Origin of the sequence: Solwaraspora sp. WMMA2059 (assembly GCF_027497315.1) — a bacterium.
Lineage (GTDB): Bacteria > Actinomycetota > Actinomycetes > Mycobacteriales > Micromonosporaceae > Micromonospora_E.
In genome coordinates this window covers 2,413,880-2,434,167 of sequence record NZ_CP114908.1, presented here as the reverse complement: position 1 = coordinate 2,434,167, position 20,288 = coordinate 2,413,880, and the positions used below count along the sequence as shown (strand labels likewise).

At 73.7% G+C, this 20,288-nt stretch carries 20 protein-coding genes, 1 pseudogene and 2 riboswitches; of the genes and pseudogenes, 9 read left to right on the top strand and 12 right to left on the bottom strand.

Going from position 1 to position 20,288, the window contains the following annotated elements; all coding sequences use genetic code 11:
- Positions 1–13 precede the first annotated feature (13 nt).
- From O7553_RS11225 to O7553_RS11215, 3 genes are all read left to right on the top strand, one after another.
- Positions 14–988, top strand: coding sequence for a pirin family protein (locus O7553_RS11225; RefSeq protein ID WP_281554737.1), 975 nt, complete (start codon positions 14–16; stop codon positions 986–988).
- A 136-nt stretch (positions 989–1,124) separates the two neighbouring features.
- Positions 1,125–1,886: a lytic polysaccharide monooxygenase gene (locus tag O7553_RS11220; protein ID WP_281554736.1), complete on the top strand. Its 762-nt coding sequence runs from the start codon at positions 1,125–1,127 to the stop codon at positions 1,884–1,886.
- A 22-nt stretch (positions 1,887–1,908) separates the two neighbouring features.
- Positions 1,909–3,147, top strand: coding sequence for an MFS transporter (locus O7553_RS11215; protein WP_281554735.1), 1,239 nt, complete (start codon positions 1,909–1,911; stop codon positions 3,145–3,147).
- A 54-nt stretch (positions 3,148–3,201) separates the two neighbouring features.
- Here the strand turns inward: O7553_RS11215 and O7553_RS11210 are convergent, their stop codons facing one another.
- Positions 3,202–3,822 (bottom strand): DUF4352 domain-containing protein, encoded by a 621-nt coding sequence (locus O7553_RS11210; RefSeq protein WP_281554734.1) that lies wholly within the window; start codon positions 3,820–3,822, stop codon positions 3,202–3,204.
- A gap of 442 nt (positions 3,823–4,264) precedes the next feature.
- On the opposite strand from O7553_RS11210, the gene O7553_RS11205 reads away from it, so the two are divergent.
- Positions 4,265–6,178, top strand: coding sequence for a family 10 glycosylhydrolase (locus tag O7553_RS11205; RefSeq protein ID WP_281554733.1), 1,914 nt, complete (start codon positions 4,265–4,267; stop codon positions 6,176–6,178).
- Positions 6,179–6,320: 142 nt separating this feature from the next.
- Here O7553_RS11205 and O7553_RS11200 read toward each other — a convergent pair whose 3' ends face one another.
- The 3 genes from O7553_RS11200 to O7553_RS11190 are packed head-to-tail and all read right to left on the bottom strand — an operon-like array spanning position 6,321 to position 9,039.
- Entirely contained in the window at positions 6,321–7,160 is an 840-nt protein-coding gene (locus O7553_RS11200; protein WP_281554732.1) for a sugar nucleotide-binding protein, read from the bottom strand.
- 41 nt (positions 7,161–7,201) lie between these two features.
- Entirely contained in the window at positions 7,202–7,876 is a 675-nt protein-coding gene (locus tag O7553_RS11195; RefSeq protein WP_281554731.1) for a response regulator transcription factor, read from the bottom strand.
- Positions 7,873–9,039, bottom strand: a complete 1,167-nt coding sequence (locus tag O7553_RS11190; RefSeq protein WP_281554730.1) for a histidine kinase — start codon at positions 9,037–9,039, stop codon at positions 7,873–7,875. The genes O7553_RS11195 and O7553_RS11190 overlap by 4 nt, the downstream gene beginning before the upstream one ends.
- 131 nt (positions 9,040–9,170) lie before the next feature.
- Here O7553_RS11190 and O7553_RS11185 point away from each other — a divergent pair, with 131 nt between their 5' ends.
- On the top strand, positions 9,171–9,917 hold the full coding sequence (locus tag O7553_RS11185; RefSeq protein ID WP_281554729.1) for a DUF2306 domain-containing protein: 747 nt from the start codon (positions 9,171–9,173) through the stop codon (positions 9,915–9,917).
- On the opposite strand, the gene O7553_RS11180 is transcribed toward O7553_RS11185, so the two are convergent.
- Both O7553_RS11180 and O7553_RS11175 read right to left on the bottom strand, forming a co-directional pair.
- Complete coding sequence (locus O7553_RS11180; RefSeq protein WP_281554728.1) at positions 9,883–10,509, bottom strand: hypothetical protein; 627 nt, start codon at positions 10,507–10,509, stop codon at positions 9,883–9,885. The genes O7553_RS11185 and O7553_RS11180 overlap by 35 nt on opposite strands.
- 144 nt (positions 10,510–10,653) lie before the next feature.
- Entirely contained in the window at positions 10,654–10,872 is a 219-nt protein-coding gene (locus O7553_RS11175; RefSeq protein ID WP_281554727.1) for a DUF2277 domain-containing protein, read from the bottom strand.
- Positions 10,873–10,988: 116 nt separating this feature from the next.
- Between O7553_RS11175 and O7553_RS11170 the strand changes: the two genes are divergently transcribed.
- On the top strand, positions 10,989–11,549 hold the full coding sequence (locus O7553_RS11170) for a TetR/AcrR family transcriptional regulator (protein ID WP_281554726.1): 561 nt from the start codon (positions 10,989–10,991) through the stop codon (positions 11,547–11,549).
- Between the two features lie 14 nt (positions 11,550–11,563).
- On the opposite strand, the gene O7553_RS11165 is transcribed toward O7553_RS11170, so the two are convergent.
- The 3 genes from O7553_RS11165 to O7553_RS11155 are packed head-to-tail and all read right to left on the bottom strand — an operon-like array spanning position 11,564 to position 15,572.
- Positions 11,564–12,988, bottom strand: a complete 1,425-nt coding sequence (locus O7553_RS11165; RefSeq protein WP_281554725.1) for a cobyrinate a,c-diamide synthase — start codon at positions 12,986–12,988, stop codon at positions 11,564–11,566.
- Positions 12,982–13,584: a cob(I)yrinic acid a,c-diamide adenosyltransferase gene (gene cobO, locus O7553_RS11160; RefSeq protein ID WP_281554724.1), complete on the bottom strand. Its 603-nt coding sequence runs from the start codon at positions 13,582–13,584 to the stop codon at positions 12,982–12,984. Before cobO ends, O7553_RS11165 begins: the two co-directional genes overlap by 7 nt.
- Complete coding sequence (locus tag O7553_RS11155; protein WP_281554723.1) at positions 13,584–15,572, bottom strand: VWA domain-containing protein; 1,989 nt, start codon at positions 15,570–15,572, stop codon at positions 13,584–13,586. Before O7553_RS11155 ends, cobO begins: the two co-directional genes overlap by 1 nt.
- Positions 15,573–15,652: 80 nt before the next feature.
- Positions 15,653–15,780, bottom strand: a riboswitch (cobalamin riboswitch).
- Between the two features lie 111 nt (positions 15,781–15,891).
- Positions 15,892–16,066: riboswitch (cobalamin riboswitch) on the top strand.
- Between the two features lie 31 nt (positions 16,067–16,097).
- Here O7553_RS11155 and O7553_RS11150 point away from each other — a divergent pair.
- Genes O7553_RS11150 through O7553_RS11140 form a run of 3 tightly spaced genes read left to right on the top strand, consistent with a single transcriptional unit; the run spans position 16,098 to position 17,463 of the window.
- The gene (locus O7553_RS11150) at positions 16,098–16,298 is read left to right on the top strand and encodes a CbtB-domain containing protein (protein ID WP_281554722.1); all 201 of its coding nucleotides are present in this window, start codon (positions 16,098–16,100) and stop codon (positions 16,296–16,298) included.
- A 17-nt stretch (positions 16,299–16,315) separates the two neighbouring features.
- Positions 16,316–17,074 carry a CbtA family protein gene (locus tag O7553_RS11145; RefSeq protein WP_281554721.1) on the top strand — a complete coding sequence of 253 codons (759 nt, stop codon included), beginning with the start codon at positions 16,316–16,318 and terminating at the stop codon, positions 17,072–17,074.
- Between the two features lie 47 nt (positions 17,075–17,121).
- Positions 17,122–17,463: a hypothetical protein gene (locus O7553_RS11140; RefSeq protein WP_281554720.1), complete on the top strand. Its 342-nt coding sequence runs from the start codon at positions 17,122–17,124 to the stop codon at positions 17,461–17,463.
- Between the two features lie 271 nt (positions 17,464–17,734).
- Here O7553_RS11140 and O7553_RS11135 read toward each other — a convergent pair whose 3' ends face one another.
- The 3 genes and pseudogenes from O7553_RS11135 to O7553_RS11125 all read right to left on the bottom strand — a co-directional run.
- Entirely contained in the window at positions 17,735–18,094 is a 360-nt protein-coding gene (locus tag O7553_RS11135; protein WP_281554719.1) for a hypothetical protein, read from the bottom strand.
- 467 nt (positions 18,095–18,561) lie between these two features.
- Complete coding sequence (locus O7553_RS11130; protein ID WP_281554718.1) at positions 18,562–19,398, bottom strand: helix-hairpin-helix domain-containing protein; 837 nt, start codon at positions 19,396–19,398, stop codon at positions 18,562–18,564.
- Positions 19,399–19,581: 183 nt separating this feature from the next.
- Positions 19,582–20,265 (bottom strand): annotated as a pseudogene (locus O7553_RS11125) (maleylpyruvate isomerase N-terminal domain-containing protein); the annotation flags it as partial.
- Positions 20,266–20,288: the final 23 nt, after the last annotated feature.

The following is a 20,288-nucleotide window of genomic DNA, read 5'->3' as shown; positions in this document are numbered from 1 at the left end:
GTAGGGTCGAGGCATGAGTGCGGCGGCGTCGGGAAGCATCCGGTACGACGGGACCACGGTCGCCGGTGCGCAGCCGGAAAGCGTCCTGCTACCCGGCCACGATGTACCGTTGGGCCGCTACACGACGGTCCGGCGGCTGCTGCCGCAGCGACCCCGGCGGATGGTCGGTGCCTGGTGTTTCGTCGACCACTTCGGGCCCGACGACGTGGCCGGGCGGCCCGGCATGCAGATTCCGCCGCACCCGCACACCGGGCTGCAGACGGTGACCTGGCTGGTCGACGGGGAGATCCTGCACCGGGACAGCCTGGGCAGTATGCAGTCGATCGTGCCGGGGCAGCTCAACCTGATGACCGCCGGACACGGGATCGCCCACTCGGAGCAGTCGCCGCCGGCGCATCCGCCGGTGATGCACGGGCTGCAGCTGTGGGTGGCGTTGCCGGAGTCGGCCAGGCACGGGGAGCCGCGGTTCGAGCACTACGCCGCGCTGCCGCGGGTCGGTGCCGGCGACGCGGGGCTCACCGTGGTGGTCGGCGAGTACGCCGGCGTCCGGTCCCCGGCCCGGATGGCCAGCCCGATCGTCGGAGCACAGATCGACATCGGCAGCCCCGCGCCCGTCGAGCTGACGCTGCGCGACGATTTCGAGTACGCCCTGCTGGCGATGTCCGGCACGGCCCGGGTCGACGGGGTGGAGCTGGCCCAGGGTGGGCTGCTCTATCTGGGTGAGGGTCGGTCGGCGTCGACAGTGACCGCCGCCGACGGTGATGCCCGGCTGTTCCTGCTCGGCGGTGAGCCGTTCGAGGAGCCGCTCGTCATGTGGTGGAATTTCGTCGCCCGCAGCCACGAGGAGCTGGTGGCGGCCCGCGACGACTGGGCGGCCGGCCACCGGTTCGGCACGGTGACCGGTTGTGTGGACGCCCCGCTACCGGCACCGGAGATGCCGATCACCCGGATCAAGGCCCGCGACCGGCACGGTCGCACCGTCGGCTGACCGTCGCACGGCGACTCACGGGCGTCGACGTATCGAAATTCTTCGTTCACAATCTTTACTGTTAACTGTCTTTACGCTAACTTCGTCGGCAACGGCCGGCCGCCCCCACCGCCACCCACGACGTGCGGAGCGCCCCATGCAACGACGACTTCTCCTGCCCCTGCTCGCCACCGGCACCATCCTCGGCACCCTGCTGGTCGCCACGCCGGCCAGCGCCCACGGCTACGTCTCCTACCCGCCCAGCCGACAGGCGATGTGCGCGCAGGGCCGGGTCGCCAACTGCGGCCCGATCGTGTGGGAGCCGCAGAGCGTCGAAGGCCCCAAGGGGCAGCGCACCTGCCACGGCGGGGTGAGCCGGTTCGCCATTCTCGACGACGACAGCGTCAACTGGCCGGCCACCACGGTCGGCGGGGCGGTCACCTTCACCTGGACGCTGACCGCCCGGCATGCCACCAGCACCTGGGAGTACTTCGTCGGCAGCACCCGGATCGCCGTGTTCGACGACGGCGGCCGGCAGCCCAACGCCACCGTGTCGCACACCGTGCACCTCGGTGGCCGCACCGGCCGGCACAAAGTGCTGGCGATCTGGAATGTCGCCGACACCACGAACGCCTTCTACTCCTGCGTGGACGTCCAGATCGGTGGAGGTCCGGGCCCGTCGCCGACCCCACCCCCGCCGTCACCCACTCCGACGCCACCGCCGCCGACCACCGCGCCCCCGACGCCAACGCCCACCGCGTCACCCGGTCAGCCCGGTGGCACCTGGGCCGCCGGCACTGCGTACCAGGTCGGTGCCGTCGTCAGCTACGCCGGCGTCGACTACCGGTGCCGGCAGGCACACACCGCCCTCGTCGGCTGGGAACCGCCGAACGTGCCGGCACTGTGGCAACGGCTCTGACCGGTCGGTGCATGATGTACACATGTCGCAACCGCTCGGTCGACCGTTCTGGCGGTTCTGGAGCGCCGCCACCCTCGCCAACAACGGTGACGGGATCCGCCTCGCCGCCCTCCCGCTGCTGGCCCTGTCGCTGACCGGGGACCCGCTCGGGCTGGCCGTCGTCGCCACCGCGCAGACCCTGCCGTGGCTCGTCGCCGGGCTGGCCGCCGGCACGCTTGCCGACCGGGTCGCGCCGCGTACGCTGCTCGCCGCCGCCGACACGGTACGCGCCCTGCTGCTGGTGGCCCTGGTGGCGACGGTGGCCACCGGCACCGCCACCATCGCCCTCGTCGCCGTCTGCGCGTTCGGTCTCGGCGTCGGCGAGGCGGTACGGGACACCGCCGGTCAGGTGGCGGTGCCGAAACTGGTGCCGCCGGCCGCGCTGGAGCGGGCCAACGGCCGGCTCACCGCCGGCACCATCGTCGGCAACGAGTTCGTCGGCCCACCGGTCGGTGCCGCGCTGTTCGTCGTCGGCGCGGCCGTACCGTTCGCGGCCAACGGGGCCAGCCTGGCGCTCGCCGTGATGCTGGTGCTGTCGCTGCCGCTGAGCCTGGCCCGTACTCCCACGGCCACGGCTGCCGCCGCGACCGCCGCCGCGACCGCCGCCGCGACGGTCGGCCCGAGCGTCCGGGCCGGGCTGGGCTGGCTGGCCCGCCACCGGACGCTGCGCGCCCTGGCGCTGGTGGTCGCGGCGGTCGCCGCCGCCGACGCCGCCTGGTTCGCGATCTTCCTGCTGTACGCCCGGGACGTGCTCGGTGTCGGCGCGCTCGGCTACGGCCTGCTGCTGTCCGCCGGGGCAGGTGGCGGGCTGGCCGGGGCGTTCCTGGCCGACCGGCTGGTCGCCGGCCGCCGGCACCGGCTGGTGTTGGCGGTCTCCCTGGCGGTCACCGCCGGGGTGCCGGCGCTGCTCATCGCCGTACCGCAGATCTGGGTGGCGGTGATGGTGACCGTGGTGTCCAGCGGCGCGTTCGCGGTGCTGAACATCTGCGCGGCGGCACTACGGCAGCGCACCGTACCGGACGGACTGCTGGGGCGGGTGACGGCGGCGTCCAAGACGCTGATCTACGGTGCCGCCGGCGGTGGTGCACTGCTCGGTGGCGCGCTGGCCGCCGGGGTCGGGCTGGCCGCCCCGTTCGGCTTCGCCGGGCTGGTCGCCGTGGTCGCCACCGCCGGCTGGTGGCTGGCCACCCGGGGCGACGCACCACTGGTGCAGCCAGCCTGATCACCGGATCATTCTACTGCCGGCGACGTGCCCGACCCGGTTCCGGACCGACAGTCAGTTGAGGCGCACGGTGACGCCGCCGGAGAACATCGAGTCATGCAGTTCCAGAGAGACGAGGTCGACGCCCTTCGGCACGTCGAAGGCGACGATGGCGGTCACCTGGTTCCCGGGGTTGATCTCGGTCAGGAAGGACTCGGCATCCTGGTTGACCGCGAGCCCGGCGGAAGTGTCCGCCTCGAACCGCCGGCCGTCCTTGTCGAAGGCGCGCTGGCTACCGTCGTGGAAGGTCCGGGCCTCGTCGCCGATATTGGTGACAAGCATTGTCACCAGGCAGTACTGTCCCTGCGCGGTCTCGGTGAAGAACCCGCTACCGACCTTGGACTTGCCGCATTCGATCTTGTTGACAACGAACTCGAACTTGCCATCGCGGACCGGGTCGCCGATCCCCGGCTCCGCTGCCGGAGCAGGAGGGGGCGCTTCCTCGGCAGGGGCGTCAGGCTCGCCGCCGTCCGCAGGCGCGACTGCCGTATCGGTCCCGTCCTGAGACACCTCACCCTCGGCAGCCGACTCCACCTGTTGCTCGGTCCCGCTGCGGGCAGTCGACGTCGTCTCGTCGGTGGACCCGTTGAACGCGCCGATGAGCGCGCCGCCACCGCAGCAGAACAGGACGACCACGGCAGCGATGATCCCGACGATCCCGAGCGGCGTCAGTTTGCCCCGGCCCGGTGGCACCGGCTGCACGGGAACGCCGTACGGGGGTGCGGTCCCGGGGTGGTGGGCCCCCGGCGGGTAGCCACCAGGCGGCAGGGGAACAGGCGGGTACGGCCCCGGGTTCGGGTTGCCGTATCCACCAGGCGGGTTCGAAGGCGGGTAAGTCACCGGCTCACTATCGGTGATCGGCGATGACGCTCGCATGGGCCGGCCGGCTCCAACAAGATCCACTATCGCTCGCTGAATGCCCTCCCACCAGCGCAGACGCGGCGACGGGTAGGCGGGATCAGCCACCCTGACGGCGAAACGCCCACTACCCAAACGGCTATGATGCACACGATCTGTTGACCGACCGGTGCCGCAGGCGCGACGGTGCGATAACGGTATGTGCGCCACCCTTGCGGCCATGTCAGCAGCAGGTCCTCCGCCGAAGCGGCAGTTCCGGGGCTTCTGGCTGGCCACGGTCGCCAACCTGGACTGGCCGAGCCGGCCCGGACTGGCGCCGGACGCCCAGCAGGCGGAGCTGCGCGACTGGCTCGACCTGGCCCGGCGGCTACGCTGCAACGCCGTCGTCGTGCAGATGCGTCCGAGCGCCGACGCGCTCTGGCCGTCGCCGTACGAGCCGTGGTCGGCGGTGCTCACCGGGCAGCAGGGCGGCCACCCCGGCTACGACCCGCTGGGCGTGCTCGTCGCCGAGGCGCACGCCCGCAACCTGGAACTGCACGCCTGGTGCAACCCGTACCGGGTCGCCAACCACGCCGACCCGACGCGGCTGGTCGCCGACCACCCGGCCCGCCGCCACCCGGAATGGGTCATCACGTACGCCGGCCGGCTCTACTTCGACCCGGGCCAGCCGGCGGTGCGGTCCTTCGTCCAGGACGCGATGATCGACGCGGTCGCCCGCTACGACATCGACGCGCTGCACTGGGACGACTACTTCTACCCGTACCCGGTCGACGGACAGACCTTCGCCGACCAGGCCAGCTTCGCCGCGTACGGGGCCGGCTTCGACAGCCTCGCCGCGTGGCGCCGGCACAACGTCGACCTGCTCGTCGCGCAGACGAGCGACCGGCTGCGGGCGGTCAAGCCGTGGGTGCGCTTCGGTATCAGCCCGTTCGGCATCTGGCGCAACGCCGCCACCGACCCGCTCGGTTCGCGGACGAACGGGTTGCAGTCCTACGACGCGATCCACGCCGACAGCCGCCGCTGGGTGCGGGAACAGTGGATCGACTACATCGCGCCGCAGCTGTACTGGCACCTCGGCCACCCGGCCGCCGACTACGCCGAGCTGGTCCGCTGGTGGTCGGCGACGGTCTCGGGTACCAGTGTGGAGTTGCTCGTCGGGCAGTCGACCTACCGGGTCGGCGTCGCCGGGCAGGACCCGGCCTGGCAGGACCCGGCCGAGCTGAGCCGGCACCTGACGCTGCACCACAGCTACCCGCAGGTCCACGGCGACCTGCAGTTCAGCGGCAAGGACGTGCGCGCCGACCGGCTCGGCGGGGTCAGCCGGCTGGTCGCCGACCACTACGCCCGGCCCGCGCTGGTGCCGGTCGCGGCCGGGCGCGGCGGCGTACCGGCCCCGGGCAGCACACCGCCGCCGCCGGCGATCACCGCCGCGACCCGCACCCCGACCGGGGTAAGGCTGGGCTGGCTCGCCGCCACCGGCGCCGCCGTCCCGACGGCGTACGCGCTCTACCGCTGCCCCGGCACCGACGCGGCCGACCCGACCGCGTTCGACGACGCCCGCCACCTGCTGGCGACGGTACGGTCCACCGGCACTGGTGGCTCCTTCACCGACGCGACGGCGGCGCCCGGATCGGCGTACACCTATCTGGTCACCGCACTGGACCGCCAGCACCGGGAGAGCCCGGCGGGGCCGGCGCGGGTGCTGGCCGCCGGCAGCGACGCGTTCAGTGTGATCGTCGACAACCGCACGCCGCACGGGTTCACCGCCAGCGCCGCCTGGGGCACGTCGAGCTGGTCGGCCGGACGGTACGGCACCGACTACCGGTTCACCAGCCCGCAGCCGGTCAGCGACCCGGCCTGGTTCACCGTCACCGTGCCGGCGGCCGGCAGCTACCGGGTCGACGTGTGGCATCCGGCGGCGTCGGGCTACCACCCGGCCGCGCCGCACCTGGTGCAGACCACCACCGGGCTGGTCAGCCGGCCGGTGGATCAACGCACCGGCGGCGGCCGGTGGCGGGAGCTGGGTGTCTTCGCGCTGGCGGCGGGGCGGCGGCCGGTGGTCGGGGTGAGCCGGTGGGCACCGGCCGGCGGCCACATCGTCGCCGACGCGGTACGCCTGACCCGGGTCGGCTGACACGGGGTCCTACACTGCCCGCCGTAGCATGGCAGGCATCCACGAGGCCCACGGTCTCGTGGCGCAGATGAGTGTGGACGACGTCCACGGGGCCGGTCGCTTGTCCGGCCGGCTGACCGAGGCGGACCTGCTCGCGCAGCGGTCAGGTCCGCGCGGCGGCGAGGAACTCGTGGGCACCGCGTAGCCGGGTGGTCAGCCGGGCACGGGTCCGGGCGCAGTCCAGCCGCAGCTCGGCCGGTCCGGGGACGCCGCTGGCGGCACGTCGGCCGGTGGGCAACGCCGTGGGGTCGAGGCCGTCTCGGCGGGCGATGAGCACCCCCAGGCGATGCCGGCTGATCGCGTCCGGACCGGCGACGTGGTGGATCCCGGAGTACGGCGACCCGGCGAGTTCGCGCAGCGCAGCGGCGAGGTCGGCGACGTGCACCGGGCACCGCACGTCGTCGGTGAACAGCACACCGGTGCCGACGCCGGCAGCCAGAGCGTGCACGTGTCGCTCGTGGACGGACTCGCCGTACCCGATGATCAGTGACGTCCGGGCAATGACGGCGTCGGGGGTGATCGCCGCGACCGCCGTCTCAGCCGCGGCCTTGGCCGCACCGTACGGCGTCGTCGGGTCCGGTGGGCACGTCTCGTCGTAGGCGACCGCCGCACCGGCGAAGACCGCGTCGCTGGAGACGTGGACGAGCCGGGCCGCCACCGCCGCAGCGGCGAGGGCGACATGAGCACCGCCGTCGGCAGTGCTCGCCCAGTCGCTCTGGCGGTAGGCGGCGTTGACGATCACGTCGGGCCGGGCCATGGCGGCGACACGGGCGACATCGTCACGGATGCGGATGTCGAGCACGTGCCAGTCGACTCCGGCACCGAGATCAGCGCTGGGCGGACGGCGGTGGAAGGTCGCGGCCACCAGGTGCCCGGCGCGCCGCGTCTGACGAACGATCTCCCTGCCAAGGAGCCCACTGCCACCCACCACGAGAAGCCTCACCCGACCACGGTAGGCCCGGCGGTCCGCCTGCGCGTCGCGCGCTACGTCGGCCGGTCGAGGCCGGCGCGGACCCGGCCGGTCTCGTACGCCCAGATCGCGACCTCGACCCGGTTGCGGACGCCGAGCTTGGTCATCAGGGCGGCGAGGTGGCTCTTGACCGTGCTGAGGCTGATGTAAAGCTCGCCGGCGATCTCGGTGTTGGTGCGGCCACGGGCGACGGCAACGAGCACCTGCTCCTCGCGGTCGGTCAACGGGTCGAGCGGTTGGCGGGCCGGTGCCACCGGACCGGCAGCGGCGAAGGCGCTGAGCAGCCGGGTGGTGACAGCCGGCGCGATCAGCGCGTCACCTGCGGCGGCGGCCCGGACGGCCTGGGTGAGCAGCGCCGTGCCGGCGTCCTTGAGCAGGAAGCCCCGGGCACCCGCGCGCAGCGCCGCGTAGACGTACTCGTCGAGGTCGAAGGTGGTGATGACGACCACGGCGAGCGGGTCGACGACGCCGGGGCCGGCGAGGCGACGGGTGGCTTCGACACCGTCCATATCGGGCATCCGGATGTCGAACAGGCACACGTCCGGGCGCAACCGGTGGGCGAGGTCGACCGCCCGTCTGCCGTCGGCCGCAGCGCCGACGACCTCGATGCCCGGCTGGGCGTCGAGAATCATCGTCAGCCCGGTCCGCACGATCTCCTGGTCGTCGGCGACGACCACCCGGACGGTCACGTCCCGGCCCGACCGGTCGGAGCCTGGCGGGGCAGGGCCACGGCGACGGTCCAGCCCCGGTCGCGGTCCGGTCCGGCGTCGCAGGTGCCGCCGAGCAGAGCCGCCCGCTCGGTCATGCCGACGATGCCGAAGCCGCCGGTAGCGGCGGGCCGGGCCGCGCTGGTGTCGCCGTCGTCGCTGACCCGCAGCCGTACCGCGTCGGCGTCGACGTCGACGCGGACCTCGATCCGGGTGGCGTGCCGGGCGTGCCGTCGGGCGTTGGTCACCGACTCCTGGGCCAGCCGGTAGACCGCGGTGGCGACGGTCGACGGGACGTCGTCGACGTCGCCGTGCAGGGTGACGTCGACGACCGGTCCGGGCTGCGCCCGACTGGCGAGTCTCGCGACGTCGCCGATGCCGGGGTTCGGGGTGAGGTCCGCCGGGGCCAGGCGTCCGGCGGGTTCGCCGTGGCGCAGGCCGCGCACCATCAGTCGCATCTCGGCCAGGGCGCGGGTCGCCTCGGCCTCGATCACGGCCAGCGCGTCGAGGGCCGCCGCCGGTCGGGTCGGTGCCACCGCGATGCCCGCCTGGGCGCGGATCGCCATCGCCGACACGTGGTGGGCCACCGTGTCGTGCAGGTCGCGGGCGAGTCGTTCGCGTTCGGCCAGCTTGGCCTGGTCGAGTTCGCGGGCCCACAGCGTGGCCCGGTACCGCAGAGCGGTGGCCACGGCCATCGCGGCGGACACCACCACCGTCCCGCCGACCAGGTCGGCGAGGTCGAGGTGGCCGACCGCCGCCGACAGGCCCATCTTGGCCAGGATGACCGCCGTTCCGGCGATGATCTGCCGGCCGGAACCCCAGCGGTACAGCGCGTACGGCAGGATCAGCAGGTAGACGCCGGTGACCAGCTCCGGTTCGTGGCCGGCCAGCAGCGCGGCCACGGCGGTGACCGGGAAGGCCACGGCGACCATCAGCAGCGGCCTGGTCCGCCGCCACCACAGCGTCGGCGCCAACACCAGGGCGACGATCAACGAGTACGCGGGCGACACCAGGTCGGTGCGCAGCAGCCCTTCGAGGGTCGCCGCGACCCAGACCGCGCCGAGCAGCAGCCAGTCCCGCCAGACCCGCGTCGGTGGGTCGGCGACGGCGGGCTCGGCCCACACCGACCGCAGCAGCGCACGCACACCGCGATCATACGCAGCGGGCGTTCACGGCGTACCGGCCAGAAGTACGACGAGCTGCCCCGTCCAACGGCGGGGACGACGCCGGCCCACGCGGCGATGACCGCTCGCCGCGCCGCCGCGACGATCGATCCATGCCAACAGCCGTACCGAATCCACGGTCGATGCCCCGGTCCACCGCCCGCACCGTCGCCGGCCGGTCCTCTCCCGCCAACTGGCTGATCCCCACCGGGCTGGTGCTGCTCGCCGTCGTACCGGTGGTCGCCGGCAGCCTGCGACTGGCCGAGCTGGTCGGTGGGCCGCCCATCGTGCCCGACGGCGACCGGGTCACCTCGGCCCCGGTGGCGCTGGTGACGCACATCGTCGGTGTCACCATCTTCAGCCTCGTCGGGGCGTTCCAGTTCGCGCCGGGTCTGCGGCGACGCCGCCGGGCCTGGCACCGGGCCGCCGGGCGAGTCCTGGTGGTCTGTGGGTTGCTCACCGCCGGGACCGGTCTGTGGCTGACCCTGTTCCTGCCGCCGGCGGCGGTCGACAGCGAGCTGCTGGTCGCCATCCGGGTGGTGGTGAGCGTGGCGATGGCGGCGTGCGTCGTGGTCGGCTTCGTCGCGGTCCGACGCCGTGACTTCGCCGCGCACCGGGCCTGGATGATCCGGGGTTACGCGATCGGGATGGGCGCGGGCACCCAGTTCTTCACCCAGCTGGCCTGGCTGGCCGTGGTCGGCCCGGTGACGGCGTCGGGCCGGACCGGCACCATGGCCGCCGGGTGGCTGATCAACGTGGTGGTGGCGGAGTGGGTGATCCGGCGGCGCGCCGCCGGCTCTCGCCGGCGGCGCGACACGGTACGGGTCAGCGGATCCGCTCGACCACGACCCGCCGGATGACGAACTTGCCCGGTTCCCGGACCTGTTCGAAGGCGGCGTCGTTGAGCAGCACGCAGCTGGCCGACGGGCTGGTCACCGTGACGGTGATGCTCCGGTCGTTGTCGAGGTTGGTCACCTTGAGCACGGTGCCGATGGGGAAGGTGCCGCTGGAGGCGGCCGGCGCGGCGTCCTCGTTGAACAGGGTGACCGTCGATCCCGCGCAGACGACCTCACCGGTTGCGGGCGCACCGGTGTCCGGCGCGGCACCGGTGCCCGTACCGCCGGTGGGTGCCGGCTGCGGCGTCGCCGGGGCCGCGACGGGGACGTCGACCTGTACGTCGGCCGTGCAGCCGGCGGCGGCCCGCCGCTGCTGGATCAGGTCGACGACGGCCTGCCGGTTGGCGATCCGGTCGGCGGACAGGGCGTCCGGGTTGGCGCGCTGGTCGGCGATGAAGCTGAGATTGTTACGCAGCGCGGTGTCCAGCCCGGCGCAGTTCTCCCCCGCGTTGCCCAGCCCGGTGCCGACCGCCAGTCCACCGCCGAGCAGGGCGGCGGCCGCCACCCCGATGAACACCTTGCGTGCCCGTCCACTTCTGACGTCCCACCCGTACATGCGTCCGCTCCTCTCGTCTCACCGCTGCGCAGGACGCAGCCCACCGACCGGTACGGGCGGCGAGGACGAGTGGATCTACCGCAGGGCTGAAGTTTTGCTTAAGAATCCTCACAGAGGCAACGGTGATGCCCAGCGGACGGCGACCTACCGGGCGGCCGGGGTCCGCACCACCAGGCGGTCCAGCAGGTCACGGCTGGCGGCGGCGACGGCGGCGACGGCCGCGTCGAACGCTTCGGCGTTGTGTGCGGCCGGCTGCCGGAACCCGGAGATCTTCCGTACGTACTGTAGGGCGGCGGCCTCGATGTCGGCGTCGGTCACGTCCGGGGTGTACGGCTCACGCAGTGTCTTGATGCTTCGGCACATGGGCTCCATCGTGCCTGACCCGGCGTCGTCACGGGAACCCGAGTTGACATCACTAGCTAGCATAAATAGCCTTATGGCTATGCAAGTTAGCATACCGCCTTGTCTCGGCGGCCGGTGTGCCTAGGGTCGGACTCACCCCGGACGCCCTGGTGGACGCCGCGATCGCCCTCATCGACGAGCACGGCCTCGACGCGCTGACGCTCAGCGCACTAGCCGGCCGGGTCGGCGTCGCCGCCCCGTCGCTCTACAAGCACGTCGGCGGCGGACTCACCGAACTGCGCACCCTCGTCGCCGTACGGGTGCTCGACGAGGTCGCCGACGAACTCACCCGGCACACCCTCGGGCTGAGCCGCGACGCCGCCGTCGCCGCGCTGATGCGCGCCAGCCGCGGCTACGTACGTCGGTATCCGGCCCGTTGGGCGGCGATGCCCGCCGACCCGCTGCGCGAGCCGGCCACGGCCGCCGCCGGCACCCGGCTGCTGGAGGTGTTCCTGGCTGTACTGCGCGGCTACGGGCTGGACCCGGCCGCAGCCGTCCACGCCACCCGCTGTCTACGGGCGACCGTACACGGCTTCGTCGCGTTGGAGGTCGCCGGCGGCTTCGGCCTGCCCGAGGACCTGGAGCAGACGTACGACCGGCTCATCGCGATGGTCGTCACCAGCATGCCGCGCGACTGATCAGGGCCCGACCGTCAGGGCCCGACCGGGGGGTGACGCGGGCCGGGTAACCGCCGGCGCGCGGCGGCGACCAGCCGGGCCGCGATCCGCGGCCGTGCCGCCCAGTGCAGATGCAGGTACGACGCGTGCACCCCGGCGGCGACGAAACCCTCCGGCGCGGCCCCCCGCCACCCCCAGGCCGGTGCCGCGCCAGCGCGCGGCGACACCTCCGTGCGGTGGAACTCGTGCCCGGTCAACCGGCTGCCGGTCGGCAGCGCCACGCTGTCGTTCAGCGCCACCGCGTCGCGGTAGCCGAGGGTCAACCGGGACGTCATCCGGGCGTCCGCCGGCAGCACCCCGCACATCGGGGCCCCGTCGAGGGTGCGGCACAGCCACAGCAGGCCGGCACACTCGGCGACGACCGGCGCTCCGGTGGCGGCGACCGCCGCCACCTGCGAGCGCAACCCGACGTTGGCGCTCAGCTCACCGGCGTACACCTCGGGGAAGCCGCCGCCGACGACGAGCGCCGCCGTGCCGACCGGCAGCTGCTCGTCACGGACCGGATCGACGGTACGCACCTCGGCCCCGGCCGCCGTCAACAGCTCCACGGTCTCCGGGTAGCCGAAGCTGAACGCCGGGCCGGCGGCGACCGCGACGACCGGTCGGCCGTCGGCCGGTCCTGGCTGCCCGCCGGCGCCCACCCCGGCACCGAGGTCGGGGGCATCGTGGACGGCAGCCGCCGGAGACCACCGTTCGACCGTCATCACGGCCGCCGTGCGCGCCACCGCCGCCACGGCGTCCAGGTCGACCGACGCGGCGACCAGCGCCGCCAACGCCTCGACCGAGGCGCGGGCCTCGGCGGTGCGTTCGACCGCCGGCACCAGACCCAGGTGCCGCGAGGGGGTGTCGACCGACGGCTGTCGACGTAGCACCCCGAGCACCGGGGTGCCGACCTCCGCGCAGGCGTCCCGCAGCACCTGTGCGTGCCGGTCGGAGCCGACCCGGTTGAGAATCACCCCGGCGATGTGGACCTGACCGAACGACCGGAAGCCGTGCACCAGGGCAGCCACCGACCGGCTCTGCCCGGCCGCGTCGACGACCAGCAGCACGGGCGCGGCCAGCAGCGCCGCGACGTGCGCGGTGGAACCGACGTCACCGGCACCCACCCGGCCGTCGTAGAGACCCATCACGCCCTCGATCACGGCCAGATCGACGCCGGCGACACCGTGCGCGAACAGCGGCGCGACCAGGTCCTCGCCGACCAGCACCGGGTCCAGGTTGCGGCCCGGCCGACCGGCGGCGAGCGCGTGGTAGCCGGGATCGATGTAGTCCGGGCCGACCTTGAACCCGGCGACCCGGACCCCACGTTCGGCGAAGGCGGCGAGCAGGCCGGTGGCCACCGTGGTCTTGCCGTGGCCGGAGCCGGGTGCGGCGATCACCACCCGGGGTACGGCTACCACTCGATGCCCTGCTGACCCTTGCGTCCGGCATCCATCGGATGCTTGACCTTGGTCATCTCGGTCACCAGGTCGGCGAGGTCGATCAGCTCCGGCGCGGCGTCGCGGCCGGTGATCACCACATGCTGGCTGCCCGGCCGGTCGCGTAGCACCGACACCACCTCGGCGACGTCGATCCAGCCCCACTTGATCGGGTAGGTGAACTCGTCCAGCACGTAGAACCGGTACGCCTCGGCGGCCAGGTCCCGACGGATCTGCGCCCAACCTTCGGCGGCCTCGGCGGCGTGGTCGCGTTCGGTGCCGGGGCGCTGGATCCAGGACCAGCCCTCCCCCATCTTGTGCCAGGTCACCGGCGCCCCTCGGCCCGACTCACCGAGGGTACGTAGGGCCGCCTCCTCACCCACCTTCCACTTCGGAGACTTGACGAACTGGTAGACGACCACCGGCCAGCCGGTCGACCAGGCCCGCAGCGCCATCCCGAACGCCGCCGTCGACTTGCCCTTACCGGAGCCGGTGTGCACCGCGAGCACCGGCTGGCGACGCCGGGCCCGGGTGGTCAGCCCATCGTCGGGAACGTGTTCCGGTCTTCCCTGTGGCATCAGGCCGCCCTCAGCCGGTCGTGGACATCCGGACCCGACGCCGCCAACGCGGCCAGCGGCAGCCACTGCGCGGTGAAGCCGGCCGCGAGCCGGCGGGCCAGACCGAGCCGCACCGGGCCGGCCTCGCAGTCGAGCACCACCATCGGCGTACCGGCGAGCACCGGTGCCAGCGTCGTCGGGTCCGGTCCGGCGGTCGCCCGCCCGTCGGTGACCAGCAGGACCAGCGGCCGACGGCGCGGGTCCCGGCGGTGCTCGGCGGCGACGGTGGCCGCGGCGACGCGCAGCCCGGCGGCGATCGGGGTACGGCCACCGGTGCGCAGCTGCGCCAGCTTGGCGACGGCCACCTCGTGGCTGCTGGTCGGCGGCAGCACCACGTCGGCGGCGGCACCCCGAAAGGTGATCATCCCGATCCGGTCCCGCCGGTGGTAGGCGTCGCGCAGCAGCGACAGCACGGCGGTCTTGACCACCGTCATTCGCTGCCGGGCCGCCATCGACCCGGAGGCGTCGACCACGAACAGGATCAGGTTCGCCTCCTGGCCGACGTAGCGGGCCTGGCGCAGGTCGGCGGGGGTGATCCGGCGGGCACCCCGGGACGCGGCGGCGCGCACCGTTGCCGGTAGATGCACCGTCGACGGCCGTCCGGTCGGCGACCCGGCGCCGACTACCCGGCCCCGGTCGGCGTGGGCCGCCGAACGTCGGCCGGGCGTCGCGCCCGCACCGAGCCCGGGGAGCCGCAGTGTCCGGGGCCGGTACGCGGGCCCGGCCGCCGCCGGAGCCGGACCGCCCGGCGGTACGCCGTCCGGCTGCTCGGCACCGACCGCCGGACCGTCGGCGTCTGCCGTAGCTGGCTCAGGATGCCGGCCGGCGTCCGAGTCGGGCGCGCCGGGTGGCGGCCCACCGTCCGAGTCGGGCGGGCCGGGTGGCGGCCCACCGTCCGGTAGTGGCGGACCCGGCGGCGGAGGAGGATCGGGATCGTCGCCGCACTCGTCACGCAGCACCTCGTCGAGGCGCTGCTCGTCGGCGCCGGGCGGGTCGAGCGGGTCACGGCGCCGCCGGTGCGGCAGCGCCAGCCGGGCTGCCTCGGCGACCTCGGCGGCGGTGACCGCCGGTTGGCCCCGCCAGGCGGCCAGCGCGACGGCGGCGCGGGCCATCACGATGTCGGCCCGCATACCGTCCACCTGGTACGCCAGGCAGATCCGGGCGATCCGGTCGATCTCGGCATCGGGCAGCGTGACCGCAGGCAGGGCCGCCCGCGCATCGCGTACCCGCAGTGCGAGCTGGTTGTCGGCGGACTGCCAGCGGTCCGCGAACGCCACCGGGTCGGTCTCGTACGCGAGCCGACGGCGCACCACCTCGGCCCGGTCCGCCACCAGGGTCGGTGCGGCCACCGACACCATCAGCCCGAAGCGGTCCAGCAACTGTGGACGCGGCTCGCCCTCCTCCGGGTTCATCGTGCCGACCAGCAGGAACCGGGCGGCGTGGCTGACCGACACCCCGTCGCGTTCGACGTGGGCCCGGCCCATCGCCGCCGCGTCCAGCAGCAGGTCCACCAGATGGTCCGGCAACAGGTTGACCTCGTCGACGTAGAGCAGGCCCCGGTGCGCGGCGGCGAGCAGCCCCGGCTCGTACGCCTTCACGCCGGCGCTGAGCACCCGCTGGATGTCGAGGGTGCCGACCACCCGGTCCTCAGTGGCGCCGACCGGCAACTCGACCAGTGCGGCCGGGCCGCCACGCGCGGTCACCGGCGCGGTGTGCGGCCCGTCCGGGCAGGCCGGGTCCGGGGCCGCCGGGTCGCAGGCGAACCGGCAGCCGAGCACCCGGTCGACCTCCGGTAGCAGCCCGGCCAGCGCGCGGACGACCGTCGACTTTGCGGTGCCCTTCTCACCCCGGATGAGCACTCCGCCGATGCCGGGGTGCACCGCGGCGAGCAGCAGGGCCTGCCGCAGGTCGGGCAGGCCGACGACGGCGGTGAACGGGTACGGCGTCATGGCAGGGGCCGACAGGTGTGCATGGTGAATCCCTCCCGCGGGTGTCCACGCCCGCGTACCGGTGGACCAGCGAGCGGCCGGAGTCTCCTGGCTGCCGGATCGACGTCGCGTCCCGAGCCTTCCCGCCATCGGGGCAGTGGCTGTCTCAGGGGGACGCGACTCACCGGTCACAGTGGCGGGACCGCCCCGGATTCGCACCGGGTTCCTCCGCGCACCGCTCGTGCCGGTCATGCTCCCCCACCCGCGGTCCACCGTCAATGTGGCGCCGGTCCCGTTGCCGGCCACGGCCACAGCCATTGCCCGGCCGGTCACGACGGCGGTACGCTGCGCATGCCACGGTGTTCGGGAAGCCGGTGTGAGTCCGGCGTGGTCCTCGCCACTGTGACCGGGAAGTGTCCGATCCACCATGCCACTGGGCCGACGACGGTCCGGGAAGGCGGGACGGCTGCGACGATCCGGGAGCCAGGAGACCGGCCGTGGCACGCACCGCATCGCCACGAGGCATGGACGAGGGGATTTCCTGGCATGACTGCACCTTCTGTCGGCGGAGAGGTCACCACCACCGCCATCCGCGTACCGCTCGCCGGTTGGTTGCTGGCCGCCGTCGCGGCGGTCGTCATCTACCTGGTCGCGCAGGACAACGGGCTGGTGCTGGCCGGTGCCGCCGAGTTCATGCACGAGTTCACCCACGACGGCCGGCACGCCCTCGGCGTACCGTGCCACTGAGCGGCGGCCAAGCTCCGATGACTACCTACCCGTTCCGCGCGGTGCTGGGCCGCGGACTGCTCGCCGGTACGGCCGCCGGCGCGGCAGGTGCGGTGGCGGCCCTGCTGATCGTCGAACCGCAGATCGAGTCGGCGCTGGTCGTCGAGGAGGCCCGCGCTGCGACCGGGACGGCCGGACACAGCCACGACGAGGAGTTGGTCGGTCGGGCCATGCAGGTCCTCGGCGGGCTGGTCGCCACCGTCGCGGTGGCGCTGTGCCTGGCGTTGATCGTCGCCGTGGTCCTCGCGGCGACCCGGCACCTGCTGCCCGGCCGCGACGACTTCCGACGCGTGGGGCTGCTCGCCGGGCTCGGCTTCGTCGTGGTGGCGCTGCTACCGGCGATCCACTTCCCGGCCAACCCGCCGGGCGTCGGCGACCCGGACACCGTCAACCAGCGCACCGGGCAGTATCTGTCGTTCATCATCGCCGCAGCCGCCGTCACCTGGCTGGCGCTGCTGACCCACCGGCGGCTGACCGGCTGGGCGCGGCCGGCTCCCTACCGGACGGTGGTCGCGGCGGCGCTGGCCGTCGTCGGGTACGCCCTGCTGCTGGCGCTCTGGCCGGCCACCGGGGTCGACGTGCCCGCCGATATCCCGGCGGCGCTGCTCTGGGAGTTCCGGCTCGCCTCGCTGGCGCAGCTCGCCACGATGTGGACGGTTTTCGGGGTGGTGTTCGGACTGCTCCTCACCCCGGCCCGGACCGGTGACCGGCGGCCCACGCTCGCCAACGTCGCGTGACGGCGGAGCTTGGCCCGGCGGGACCGGCACCCGGGCACCCCGCCCGGGTGACCGTCTGCCGGGGCTGCTGCTGCGGCACCCGCCGCAAACACCCGGACGTCGACCACGACCGGCAGCTCGACCTACTGCGCGCGGCCGCGCCGGTACGGGTGTCCGACTGCCTCAACGCCTGTGACCGGTCCAACGTGGTGGTGGTGCAGCCAGCGGTGTTGGCCCGCCGACTGGGTGCCCGCCCGGTGTGGCTCGGCGGGGTGCTCGACGAGACGGCACTGTCGAGCGTCGTCGACTGGATCGCCGCCGGCGGGCCGGGCCTGGCCGCACCGCCGGACCGGCTCGCCGGGCTGCGCTTCGCCGCCCCCCGCTGGGGAAAGTCCGCCCCGACGTCCTGACCGCGTAGTGCCGTCGCTTGCCGGCCACCGCGTTCCGGCGGCCGACAAGCGACGCCCCCGAACGCGCGCCTGCCCGGATCACGGTCACCCATTGGCGCACGTTCGACAAGGTACGGCGCGAACCGATTGCACAATCGTGCAACCGTCCGGTGCCGTGGCTTCTCCCCTACGGCGTTGTTACTGTGCTGAGCTGACGGCTGTGACACGGGGAACGGGGAGCATCAGGACGCACGGCCCGACTGCGGTTGCACCACTGACCCGGTGGGGCGCCTCACCCGATGCCGATCTGGTCTACCGGGCGCTGACCATGCTCGGTGCCCGCAGCAGCGGTCAGTTCGCCCACGAGCTGGGGCTGACCCGCAAACGCGTCAAGGTCGCACTCGACGAACTGAACGGCCTGACGGCGGCCGTGCCGACCGCCGCCGGCTGGCGGCCGTTGCCAGCCGGTCCGGTCATCGCGCGGCTTCGCCGGCCAGCGCAGCCGGTACGGCGACAGGACGTCTGGCGCCAGCATTTCCGTACCGCGCACGGCATCGACCTGCCCGGCCCGGACGATCCGGCGGTACGCAGCCTGGGCAGCCGGGCCGCCGCCCGCGACCGGGTGCGGCGGCTGGTCGCCGCCGAACGGCACGAACATCTGGCCATCAACACCGAAGTGATCAGCGCGGCGGCCTCAGCGGCGGCGATTCCACTGGACCGCAGCCAGCTGGAAAGCTGCCCGTGCCGAGTCCGGGCTGCGCCAACTGTGTGGCGTTCCCCGAGTAACAGTGACCGCCGGGACCGAACGGGCAGGCGGAACAGGTCCGGCTGCGGCAGCGTGCCACAGCCGGACCGGGGACGATCAGCGACCGGCGGTGCCGTAGTACGCGGTGCGCATGATCTGCTGCATGTCGTTGAGCATCGGCATCCGCAGGTTGGCCGGTGCGCACTGCGGCCATGCCGATCACCTCGTTCGGTCGGCACCGGCGGCACCCCGCCGCCGGTGCGCGACCTCATCGTCACCCGGTACGGTGATCGGTCGCTGCCGCCGTACGTGCCCGATCGCCGGGACCTAGGTCAGCCGACGATCGATCCACTGTGGCCGCTTGACTCTTCCGGTCAGCTTGTGGAGCGCGCCGCCGCCAACTCCCGGGCCTTGGCCGGCCAGGTCGGCAGGCTGGCAGTGGCCCGTACCCCGGCGGCGCGGACCGCCGCGCGCAGCGCCGCCTCGTCGGTCGCACCCAACTGCTCGTACGTGCGGATCCCGGCGGACTGCAGGGCGGCGGCCATCTTCGGCCCGATGCCCTCGATGCGCCGGAAGTCGTCCGCCGGCCCAGCCTCGGGGGCGGCGGGCGACTCAGCGGTAGACGGCTCGACGGCGGCGGGCGGGTCGACGGCGGGCGGGTCGACGGCGGGCGGGTCGACGGCGGGCGGGTCGACGGCGGGCGGGTCGACGGCGGGCGGGTCGACGGCGGGCGGGTCGACGGCGGGCGGGTCGACGGCGGGCGGGTCGACGGCGGGCGGGTCGACGGCGGGCGGGTCGACGGCGGGCGGGTCGACGGCGGGCGGGTCGACGGCGGGCGGGTCGACGGCGGGCGGGTCGACGGCGGGCGGGTCGACGGCGGGCGGGTCGACGGCGGGCGGGTCGACGGCGGGCGGGTCGACGGCGGGCGGGTCGACGGCCGGCACCTGCTCAGGGCTGGCCGCATCGGCGGTAGTGGCCGGCTCGACACTGGCCGGCTCAACACTGACCGGCTCGGCCGTGGCAACCGCGTCGGGCTCGGCGGGAGCCTCGGTGGCGGGCTCGGTCTTGACCGGGTCGGCCGGCGATGCGGGTTCCGGACGGGCCGGGTCGGCCGGCGACGGCTCCTCCGAGGTGGTGGTCGGCGGCTCGACGGCGGCAGCCGCCTCAGGCTTCACCGGGGCGTCCTTGCCGACGGCGGACCGGCGGCTCATCACGAGCCACCCCGCGACTGCACCGAGCAACACCACGACCAGCAGAATCAGTATGTTTCCGAGGGACCAGTCCACGGCAAACCTCCAGCACCAAAAGTCAGAATCGCGAAAGGGTCTCGTTGTGGCCTTGTCGCTGTCAACCTACGGGCAGTCGCAAGGCGCTTCGAGGGCAGGTCGGTCCCGCTACTCTTCGCCAACCACAGTGGGACGGTGCGTGCCACCGAAGAACGGGGAGCGCACTCCCCGCGGGTGCAGTTCAGCCGGGTCCACGTCACCTGACTCGACCCGCCCGGTGACCGCGCGTACCAACGTCGGCCGGTCCCATCCACGCGCCGCCCGCAGCGGTGCCAGTGTGGTGCCCGCCGACAGCGCCACCACCAGGTCCGCCGCCGGGGCGGTCAGCCACGGCGCCATGCCGAGGCCGTCGGCCAGGTGGACACCGTGGACGGCGAGCTCGACGACCCGGGTGGCCTGGAAGTCGGTCAACGTCATCAGGTCACCGTGCCGGGTGACGACCATTCGGTCCGGCGGCTGCGCGGTGACCCGGGCGGCGGCGGTCGCTGCCCGCGCCGCCAGTTCGTCGACAGCGGCGGTGACCGTCCGGGCCGCCGCCCACCGCTGAGCGTCGGCGATCCGCCCGCCGTCCGCGTCGGGACGGAACCGGGCGTCGGGCGCGTAGTAGCCGACCGCGTCCACCGGACCGTCCGGACCGGCGGCGGGTGCGCCGTCGTCGAGCATCTCGACGGTACGGGACAGCGCGATCACGGTGTGTGCAAGCAGTTCCTTGACCGTCCACGGGGCGCATCGGGTCGGGCGGTCGAAGTCCGCCTCCGGTACGGCCCGTAGCGCGTCGACCGCCGCCCGGCTCTCCGCAGCGTAGGCGATGGCCA

Coding starts and splice junctions, on each gene's coding strand:
- O7553_RS11225 (WP_281554737.1), top strand. CDS start 14: ATGAGTGCGGCGGCGTCGGGAAGCATCCGGTACGACGGGACCACGGTC.
- O7553_RS11220 (WP_281554736.1), top strand. CDS start 1,125: ATGCAACGACGACTTCTCCTGCCCCTGCTCGCCACCGGCACCATCCTC.
- O7553_RS11215 (WP_281554735.1), top strand. CDS start 1,909: ATGTCGCAACCGCTCGGTCGACCGTTCTGGCGGTTCTGGAGCGCCGCC.
- O7553_RS11205 (WP_281554733.1), top strand. CDS start 4,265: ATGTCAGCAGCAGGTCCTCCGCCGAAGCGGCAGTTCCGGGGCTTCTGG.
- O7553_RS11185 (WP_281554729.1), top strand. CDS start 9,171: ATGCCAACAGCCGTACCGAATCCACGGTCGATGCCCCGGTCCACCGCC.
- O7553_RS11180 (WP_281554728.1), bottom strand. CDS start 10,509: ATGTACGGGTGGGACGTCAGAAGTGGACGGGCACGCAAGGTGTTCATC.
- O7553_RS11175 (WP_281554727.1), bottom strand. CDS start 10,872: ATGTGCCGAAGCATCAAGACACTGCGTGAGCCGTACACCCCGGACGTG.
- cobO (WP_281554724.1), bottom strand. CDS start 13,584: ATGCCACAGGGAAGACCGGAACACGTTCCCGACGATGGGCTGACCACC.
- O7553_RS11155 (WP_281554723.1), bottom strand. CDS start 15,572: ATGACGCCGTACCCGTTCACCGCCGTCGTCGGCCTGCCCGACCTGCGG.
- O7553_RS11150 (WP_281554722.1), top strand. CDS start 16,098: ATGACTGCACCTTCTGTCGGCGGAGAGGTCACCACCACCGCCATCCGC.
- O7553_RS11145 (WP_281554721.1), top strand. CDS start 16,316: ATGACTACCTACCCGTTCCGCGCGGTGCTGGGCCGCGGACTGCTCGCC.
- O7553_RS11130 (WP_281554718.1), bottom strand. CDS start 19,398: ATGAGCCGCCGGTCCGCCGTCGGCAAGGACGCCCCGGTGAAGCCTGAG.